Here is an 8,028-nt window from a genome sequence, read left to right on the forward strand (position 1 = left end):
GTGCAAATATGACCGAGGCCGAGCGGAGGGCTCTGGTACCCCTTGTGCGTGCACCGCTTGGCCGGGATGAAGTTCCGACGGCAAGTTTTGGTCCGGTTTATGTTGTGGACTTTGCGTCTTTGCAGAAAAATCTGATTGTTGAGGTCGACGGTGGTCAGCACGCTGACAACAAAAGCGATCAACGGCGGACGCGATGGCTCGAAAGGGTTTCGCATTCTGCGGTTCTGGAATAATGAAGTGCTACGGAATACCAGTGGCGTGCTTGAAGCGATCATGATTGCGGCCACGACCCCTCTCCCGGCGCGCTGCTTCGCGGCGCGCCACCCTCTCCCACAAGGGGAGAGGGGAATAGTCATTGTGAACATTGATGTCGATTGCCAATTCCATTCGTGCGCAGATTCCGCCCATTCATCCCGAGGGCTATCCCTTCATCGGGGGCTTTGCGCTCGCAAGCCTGGTCCTGTTCTGGCTGTGGTCGCCGCTGGGTTGGATCGGCACGCTTCTGACCGTCTGGTGCGCGCTGTTTTTCCGCGATCCGGTGCGGGTGACGCCGGTGCGGGAAGGCATCGTAGTCGCGCCAGCCGACGGACGTATTTCGATGATCACGCGGGTGTTGCCGCCGGCTGAACTCGGGCTTGGCGACCGGCCGCTGCCCCGCATCTCGATCTTCATGAGCGTGTTCAATTGCCACGTGAATCGCAGCCCGGTCGCGGGGCGCATTGATCGCATCGCCTATCGGCCGGGCAAGTTCATCAACGCCGAACTCGACAAGGCAAGCGAGGACAACGAGCGCAATTCGCTTGTCATCTCCACGTCGAACGGCCGGATCGGCGTGACGCAGATCGCAGGGCTCGTGGCGCGGCGGATCGTGTCGTTTGTGCGGGAAGGGCAGATGATCGGGGCCGGCGAGCGTTTCGGGCTGATCCGTTTTGGCTCGCGTCTTGACGTTTACCTGCCGGAAGGAACGAGCCCGCTGGTCGCGGAAGGCCAAACCGCCATCGCTGGTGAGACCGTACTGGCCGATTTCAGGCTGAGCGATCAGGGACGTACCTACCGCGGCGATTAACCAAACGGCCGCGGTAATGGCGAAGTTGGCCGCTGCTTGCTATATATGAACGATCATGGCGATCGACCCCAAATATGTGGAACTGCGGCGCCGCCGGTTTCGTCCGATTCCGGTGCGCATGCTCGTTCCCAATTTCATCACCTTGCTGGCGATCTGCGCCGGCCTCACCGCGATCCGTCTGTCTACGGAAGGGCGGATGGAACTGGCGGTCGCCGCGATCGTGTTTGCCGCCGTACTCGACGGCATCGATGGCCGTGTCGCGCGCATGATCAAGGGGCAGTCAAAGTTTGGCGCCGAACTCGACAGTCTCGCCGACTTCGTCAATTTCGGCGTGGCGCCGGGTTTGATGCTGTATTTCTGGCAGTTGCATGAGCTAAATAATGGCGGCTGGATTGCCGCGATGGTTTTCGCCATCAGCGGCGGGCTGAGGCTAGCGCGTTTCAACGCGACCATGGACGATCCCGACAGACCGGCCTATGCGGCGAACTATTTCACCGGCGTTCCCGCGCCCCTTGGCGCGATCACGGTATTGCTCCCGATCTATCTGGCGTTTCTCGGCGTGCCAAAACCGCCGGCCGCAGTGACCGCAGTTTATACGTTCGCGATCGGCTGTTTGATGGTTTCGCGCCTGCCGGTGTTTTCGGGCAAGACGGTACGCATGCGGGTGCCGCCGGAAATGGTGCTACCGGTCTTTGTCTCAGTGGTCTTCTTCATCGCGCTTTTGATCGGCTATCCCTGGTATATTCTTTCGCTGGGCACAGTGATTTACCTCCTGAGTCTGCCGGTCGGGTGGAAATCCTATCGCGACCATCGGCGCAAGGCTGAAGCGCTGGCGACGCCGACCGTTGCCGCTAGCGCTGCTGCGGATCCGCCGTCGCCGTTTTTGCCGGCGGCCGCCGATGACGACGATCGGCCCGCTCGATTGAACTGACCTGATCATTTCTGCTGGTGAAAAGCGTCGCTTTTGCCGATCGTGCCGCGGTCGGCTATATGCGTTCGGGGATATTTACCCGTTAGAACGCTGGAGAATGCAGTGACGAATTCCGCCCCCGCGCCGCTACCTGCCGCCGTGCTTGAGGCGTTGGCGCGTTACGATACGCCCACGATCTGCAATGCGATGGAAGTCGTTGCGCCGGAGCGACGACTGATCGGCTACACCACCAAGCCTTTGGTCTGCCCGTTTCCCAACTTGCCGCCGATGGTTGGTTATGCGCGGACGGTAACGATCCGCTCGGTGCTCAAGTCGCAGCTTCCGGCCGACGAACAGGCGCGGCGCCGCATTGCCTATTACGAATATATGGGCACCGGCTGGGGACCGCGGATCACCGTCATTCAGGACATCGATGGTCCCGACGTCGGCTACGGCGCGTTCTGGGGCGAGGTGCAGAGCAACGTGCACAAGGCGCTCGGATGCCTCGGCGTCATAACTGACGGCTCGATCCGCGACATCCCGCAATGGGCGCCGGGTTTCCAGGCGCTTGCAGGCTCCATCGGTCCGTCCCATGCCTGGGTTCATGCCGAGAACTTCGGCGGTGAGGTTCGCGTTGCCGGAATGACGGTCCGATCGGACGATTTGATTCATGCCGATCAGCATGGGGCGATTATGATCCCAGCTGATATCGCGCCTAAAATACCCGACGCCGCCGAACTATGCGGCCGCCGCGAGACGCCCATTCTGGAGATCGCGCGAGCTAAGGATTTCAGCCTCGAGAAGCTGAAAGCAGCGCTGAAGCGTTCGGCGGAAATTCACTGAAGCTCTGAGCGGCGGGAATTTGGGAGCCGCGCTAACGCGACAGCGCGACTTCCTGGCCCGCATTGGTCTTGCCTTCAAAGCCGCCGGGCCCGGCCGGAGAAAGCTGCGCCAGGGCTTGCGCATTGTGATCGCGCAGTGTGAGACCGGCCTCGGTATAGTTCCACTTTCGACTGGTGAAGAAATTGAACGGACATCCGCCGCCGGGGGCAATCGTGCCTTCGGTTGCGTCCGGGCTGCTTGCGCCGAAGGTCATCTTGCAGGATGTCGCGCCGGTGGCCGACAAGCTCCATCGGCCGGCCATGTTCACCGGCGGCGGTTTGGCCGCGGGACCCGCCGGTGCAGGATTGGCGGCGGGCGAGCTGTCCGATCCGCCGCCGAACGTCATGCGATCGCCGCCGCTACAGGCCGCAAGCAGCAATGCGCAGACGATGGCGGGCAGGGGACTGACGCGGAAAGCCATGGCAAGCGACATGCAAAATAGCGGACGGTCATTATGGTTAGCAGAATGTTGCCACCGTGTCAGGGCGGCGCGCCGGCCACTCTCGCGGGCCTGAACTAGCGTCTCGACCATATCTTCTCGGTTTGCTCAGGCGGTTATCTCAAAACCGCTTAACCTTTACGCGTCTTTAATGGCCGGCCCGTAGGGTTTGAAGTGCGTGGCTCGGAGGGGGCTGCGCGACCGTCCAGGATGGCCGGTCGTTCGCGTACGCGTTGGAGTCTCCCATGGATATTATGACAGGCGCCGGACTGGTGTTCGGCATGATTGTCATCGCCACGATGGTGTTCATGGGCGGCGATCTGCACATGTTCTTCAGCGAACATGCCGTCATCATCATCTTCGGCGGCTCGATCGCCGCCACCATGATCCGCTTTCCCCTCGGCGTGATGCTGCACGGACTTCCGCTCGGCGCCAAGTTTGCTTTCACGATGAGCCGGCTTTCGGCACGAGACCTTGTGGACGAGCTCGCCCGCATTGCCGAAATCGCCCGCAAGCAGGGACCCGTCGGCCTGGAAAAGGTCGAGACCGACGAGCCGTTCCTCGCCAAGGGGATTCGCTACATCGCCGACGGCTACGATATGAATTCATCCGCGACAATCTCGAGCGCGACCGCGACAATTTCCTGATGCATCTCGACGAAGGCAGCAAGATTTACCGCGCCATCGGCGACTGCGCGCCGGCTTTCGGCATGATCGGCACGCTGATCGGCATGGTGCAGATGTTCGCCAACATGACCGATCCCTCCAAGCTCGGTCCGTTCATGGCGACCGCGCTGCTCGCCACGCTCTACGGCGCGCTGGTTGCGAACCTGTTCTGCCTGCCGCTTGCCGACAAGCTGCACGGCAAACTGCTCGACGAGGAGACCAACCGCACCCTCATCATCGACGGCATTCTGATGATCCGGGATTCAAAGAGTCCGACGTTGGTTCGCGAAATGCTTCTGGCCTACCTGCCGGAAAAGCATCGCCACATGGAGGGCGACGAGGTCGCGGCGTAGCTTCGCGGACCTCGGGGCGGAAAATCGGCGATGGCCAAGAAAAAACGCGGCGACGCACATGGCGGAGGACACGGTTGGTTCGTGACCTTCGCGGACCTCATGGGTCTGATGATGAGCTTCTTCGTGATGCTCGTGGCGTTTTCCACCATGGACAACAACAAGCTCAAGATTGTTGCCGGCTCAATGCGGGATGCTTTCGGCGTACAGACCGACGTGCGCTATTCCGGCATCATCGAATCCGACGGCCTGCCGACGCGCCCCAAGCTGAAGAACGTCGATCATATTTCGCCGGATGAGGCCTCCAATACGCCGACCCCGGACGAGCAGGATCGAAACCAGGTCGCGGGCGCCAGGTTGAAGATCGATCGCGAATTCGCTCTCGCCTCGGCTTCGCTGCGGCAGGCGCTGCAGGACATGCCGGAGATGACCGAAATCTCCAAGCACATCATGTTCGAGGAAACCAAAGAGGGCCTCAACCTCGAGATCGTCGATCAGGACGGCCGGTCGATGTTCGCCGAAGGATCGAAGGTGCCTTATGAGCGGACGCGCCGGCTGATCCAGAAGCTGGCGGCCCCGCTCAAGGCGACCCCGTTGAGGGTTTCGATCGCCGGTCACACCTCCGCCGGCTATATTGCGACCCGCAGCGACTATGGCGCCTTCGACCTCTCGGCCGACCGCGCAAACGCCGTGCGCCAGATCCTCGAACGGGAAGGGCTTCCGCCCGGCCACATCTTCGCCGTCTCCGGCAAGGCCGATACCCAGCCGCTGTTCCCTGACGATCCCTCGCTGTCAGCCAACCGCCGGGTGACCATCACCTTGATGCGCGAAAATCCGCCGCTGCCGCCCGGCCTGAAGCCCTGACATCGCTACCATATTACCTTGGAAAATTCAACGCAGGTGCGGCTTTGTGGCGACGCACGGCCTGTCGCGCCCCTGCTATCGTCGGTCGGTTGACAGGCATCTCCGGAAAGCGTCGATAGCCCGTCCGGATCAAAATCATCGTTAGAGCCATTTCATCCCCATGGCCGCCAGCGCTACCTCCGCAGAGGCCCATGACGGGCCGGGCACGACTGGTTTTTGGGCGCTGACACTGGGAAGTATCGGTGTTGTCTTTGGCGACATCGGGACATCACCGCTATACGCATTTCGCGAAGCAGTCGCCGGTGCGGCACAGGGGCAGCCGGTCACTCGTCTCATGGTGCTCGGCGTTTTGTCGCTGATCCTGTGGGCGCTCTTTATCGTTGTCACCGCGAAATACGTTCTGTTGCTGTTGCGTGCCGACAACAACGGCGAGGGCGGCACGTTGTCGCTGATGGCGCTGGGTCAGCGTGCCCTGGGCGGCAGAAGCTGGCCATTGCTGGTGCTGGGCGTGATCGGTGCCTCGATGTTTATCGGCGATTCCATGATCACACCGGCGATCTCGGTCCTATCGGCGGTAGAAGGACTGAAATTGGCCACGCCGGCGCTCGAACATTACGTGGTGCCGTTGACCGTTTTCATTCTGGTTGGATTGTTTGCGGTTCAGAGCAATGGCACGGCGCGCGTCGCCTCTGCCTTCGGTCCGGTGATGGCGGTCTGGTTCAGCGCGCTGGCGGTGATCGGCCTTGTTAATATCAGCGATGATCCTTCGGTGCTGGCTGCAATCAATCCCTGGTATGGCCTTCAATTCCTGCTCTCGCACGGCACGATCGGAATGGTAACGCTGGGCGCGGTATTTCTCGCCGTGACCGGCGGCGAGGCGCTCTATGCCGATCTGGGTCACTTCGGACGCAAGCCGATCCAGGCTGGGTGGCTTTATTTCGTACTGCCGTCGCTTCTCGTCAATTATTTCGGTCAAGGCGCGCTTGTGCTTTCCGATCCGGCCGCAGTTGAAAATTCGTTCTACCGTATGGTTCCCCAGGTCCTGCTTCTGCCACTCATTGCCCTGGCCACCGCGGCGACCGTGATCGCCAGCCAGGCGGTGATAACAGGAGCCTATTCACTGACCCGGCAGGCGGTGCAACTCGGTCTGTTGCCGCGCTTTGAGGTCCGCTACACCTCGGAAACGCATGCCGGGCAGATCTATCTGCCGCGCGTGAACCGGCTGTTGCTGATTGGTGTGTTGCTGCTGGTGTTGCTCTTCCGTTCGTCCAGCGGGCTTGCTTCCGCCTACGGTATCGCCGTTTCCACGACCATGGTCGCTGATGGCATCATGGGTTTCGTCGTGATCTGGAAATTGTGGAACTGGCGCGCGGCTACCGCAGCCGCAGTGATCGTGCCGTTCGTTGTCGTCGACATGACCTTCTTCAGCGCCAATCTATTGAAGCTGTTCGAAGGCGCATGGGTGCCGCTGTTGTTCGGCCTCGCCATGGCGCTCATGATCTGGACTTGGCGCCGCGGCACGGCGATCCTTCTGCAGAAGACCCGGCGCATCGAGGTGCCGTTGAAGGAGCTGATCAACAGCCTTGAAAAGCGGCCACCTCACATCGTCAAGGGCACTGCTGTTTTTCTGACCAGCGACCCGATTTCGGTGCCGACTGCGCTCTTGCACAATCTCAAGCACAACAAGGTGCTCCATGAACACAATGTGATCCTGACGATTCAGACCGCGCAGACGCCGCGGGTCGAGCTTGCTGAACGCGTCCGGATGGAAACCATCAGCGAAAGATTTTCAGCCGTGCAGCTGCGTTTTGGGTTCATGGAAACCCCCAACGTCCCGAAAGCGTTGGGGGTCGCACGCAAGCTTGGCTGGCAGTTCGATATCATGTCGACATCGTTCTTCGTATCGCGTCGGGCACTGAAGCCATCTGCCCAGTCCGGGATGCCGCAGTGGCAGGATCACCTGTTTATCGCTATGAGCCGCTCGGCGAATGATGCTACTGACTATTTTCAGATCCCGACCGGGCGGGTGGTCGAGGTCGGAACCCAGGTTACAATATAGATGCCGGTCCATGCATTTTTTGCATGGTAAGGGCTCAAAATCAGGGTAGGCTATGCTTCGAGCGCAGGGCTATAAGCCGCCTCGCTTTGCGATTGCGCAGTGAAGCAGTTTGAGGCTCCTCCACCCAATGACCAGTGATGTTGTAGCTCCCGCCCCGGAAACGACGGCGGCTAACGGGCATGGCGAAGTCCATTCGACAGCCGGCCTGAAAGCCCTTCTGATCGGCAGCATCGGCGTCGTCTATGGGGACATCGGCACCAGCCCGCTTTATGCGCTGCGCGAGGCGGTCGTTGCGGCCAGCGGGCCCTCGGGCGTCGCCCGGACGGCGGCGGTACTCGGCGTGGTCTCGCTGATCCTTTGGGCGCTGATCATCGTCGTCACGTTGAAATATGTCGTGATACTGCTTCGCGCCGACAATCACGGCGAGGGCGGAACGCTGGCTTTGATGGCGCTCGCCCAGCGCGCGGTCAGTCGCGGCGCCGGCGCCATCGTTCTCCTGGGGATTGTGAGCGGAGCACTGTTTTACGGTGATGCGGTGATCACGCCGGCGTTATCGGTGCTCTCGGCGATCGAAGGCATCAAGCTCGTCACGGCGGCTCTGGATCCATATGTCGTGCCGCTCACCGTGGTTATTCTGCTGGTGCTGTTCGCCGCGCAGTCGCGCGGCACCGCCCGCGTCGCGTTTTTTTTCGGGCCCATTATGTGCATCTGGTTCGCCGTCATCGCGATCGGGGCGATCGGCCCGATCTTGCGGCATCCAGAGGTGTTCCTGGCCCTCAACCCCGCGCTGGCC

Annotated in this window: 7 protein-coding genes and 2 pseudogenes; 8 read left to right on the plus strand and 1 reads right to left on the minus strand. The window is 61.1% G+C overall.

Annotation, left to right across the window (positions count from 1 at the left end):
• Positions 1-8: 8 nt before the first annotated feature.
• The 4 genes and pseudogenes from WB528_RS22380 to WB528_RS22395 form a co-directional block, all read left to right on the plus strand.
• A pseudogene (locus WB528_RS22380) lies at positions 9-219 on the plus strand (DUF559 domain-containing protein); the annotation flags it as partial.
• 148 nt (positions 220-367) lie between these two features.
• Positions 368-1,066 (plus strand): phosphatidylserine decarboxylase, encoded by a 699-nt coding sequence (locus WB528_RS22385; protein ID WP_423890770.1) that lies wholly within the window; start codon positions 368-370, stop codon positions 1,064-1,066.
• Between the two features lie 55 nt (positions 1,067-1,121).
• A complete protein-coding gene (locus WB528_RS22390) occupies positions 1,122-1,997 on the plus strand; it encodes a CDP-alcohol phosphatidyltransferase family protein (protein ID WP_423890772.1) in 876 nt (291 codons plus the stop codon).
• Positions 1,998-2,099: 102 nt separating this feature from the next.
• Complete coding sequence (locus WB528_RS22395; protein ID WP_423890773.1) at positions 2,100-2,819, plus strand: RraA family protein; 720 nt, start codon at positions 2,100-2,102, stop codon at positions 2,817-2,819.
• 31 nt (positions 2,820-2,850) lie between these two features.
• Here the strand turns inward: WB528_RS22395 and WB528_RS22400 are convergent, their stop codons facing one another.
• On the minus strand, positions 2,851-3,291 hold the full coding sequence (locus tag WB528_RS22400) for an AprI/Inh family metalloprotease inhibitor (protein ID WP_423890775.1): 441 nt from the start codon (positions 3,289-3,291) through the stop codon (positions 2,851-2,853).
• 251 nt (positions 3,292-3,542) lie between these two features.
• On the opposite strand from WB528_RS22400, the pseudogene WB528_RS22405 reads away from it, so the two are divergent.
• The 4 genes and pseudogenes from WB528_RS22405 to WB528_RS22420 form a co-directional block, all read left to right on the plus strand.
• A pseudogene (locus WB528_RS22405) lies at positions 3,543-4,315 on the plus strand (motility protein A).
• Between the two features lie 30 nt (positions 4,316-4,345).
• Positions 4,346-5,176, plus strand: coding sequence for a flagellar motor protein MotB (locus WB528_RS22410; RefSeq protein WP_423890777.1), 831 nt, complete (start codon positions 4,346-4,348; stop codon positions 5,174-5,176).
• Positions 5,177-5,336: 160 nt separating this feature from the next.
• Positions 5,337-7,235, plus strand: a complete 1,899-nt coding sequence (locus WB528_RS22415) for a potassium transporter Kup (protein ID WP_423890779.1) — start codon at positions 5,337-5,339, stop codon at positions 7,233-7,235.
• Between the two features lie 127 nt (positions 7,236-7,362).
• Positions 7,363-8,028, plus strand: a 666-nt coding sequence (locus tag WB528_RS22420; protein ID WP_423890781.1) for a KUP/HAK/KT family potassium transporter, incomplete at its 3' end; no start/stop codon positions are given.

This window comes from Bradyrhizobium sp., assembly GCF_049586575.1.
Taxonomy (GTDB): domain Bacteria; phylum Pseudomonadota; class Alphaproteobacteria; order Rhizobiales; family Xanthobacteraceae; genus Bradyrhizobium.

What these genes read in the sequence shown, in the direction of transcription:
- WB528_RS22410 (WP_423890777.1), top strand. Translation starts at nt 4,346, where the DNA reads ATGGCCAAGAAAAAACGCGGCGACGCACATGGCGGAGGACACGGTTGG.
- WB528_RS22415 (WP_423890779.1), top strand. Translation starts at nt 5,337, where the DNA reads ATGGCCGCCAGCGCTACCTCCGCAGAGGCCCATGACGGGCCGGGCACG.
- WB528_RS22385 (WP_423890770.1), top strand. Translation starts at nt 368, where the DNA reads ATGTCGATTGCCAATTCCATTCGTGCGCAGATTCCGCCCATTCATCCC.
- WB528_RS22390 (WP_423890772.1), top strand. Translation starts at nt 1,122, where the DNA reads ATGGCGATCGACCCCAAATATGTGGAACTGCGGCGCCGCCGGTTTCGT.
- WB528_RS22400 (WP_423890775.1), bottom strand. Translation starts at nt 3,291, where the DNA reads ATGTCGCTTGCCATGGCTTTCCGCGTCAGTCCCCTGCCCGCCATCGTC.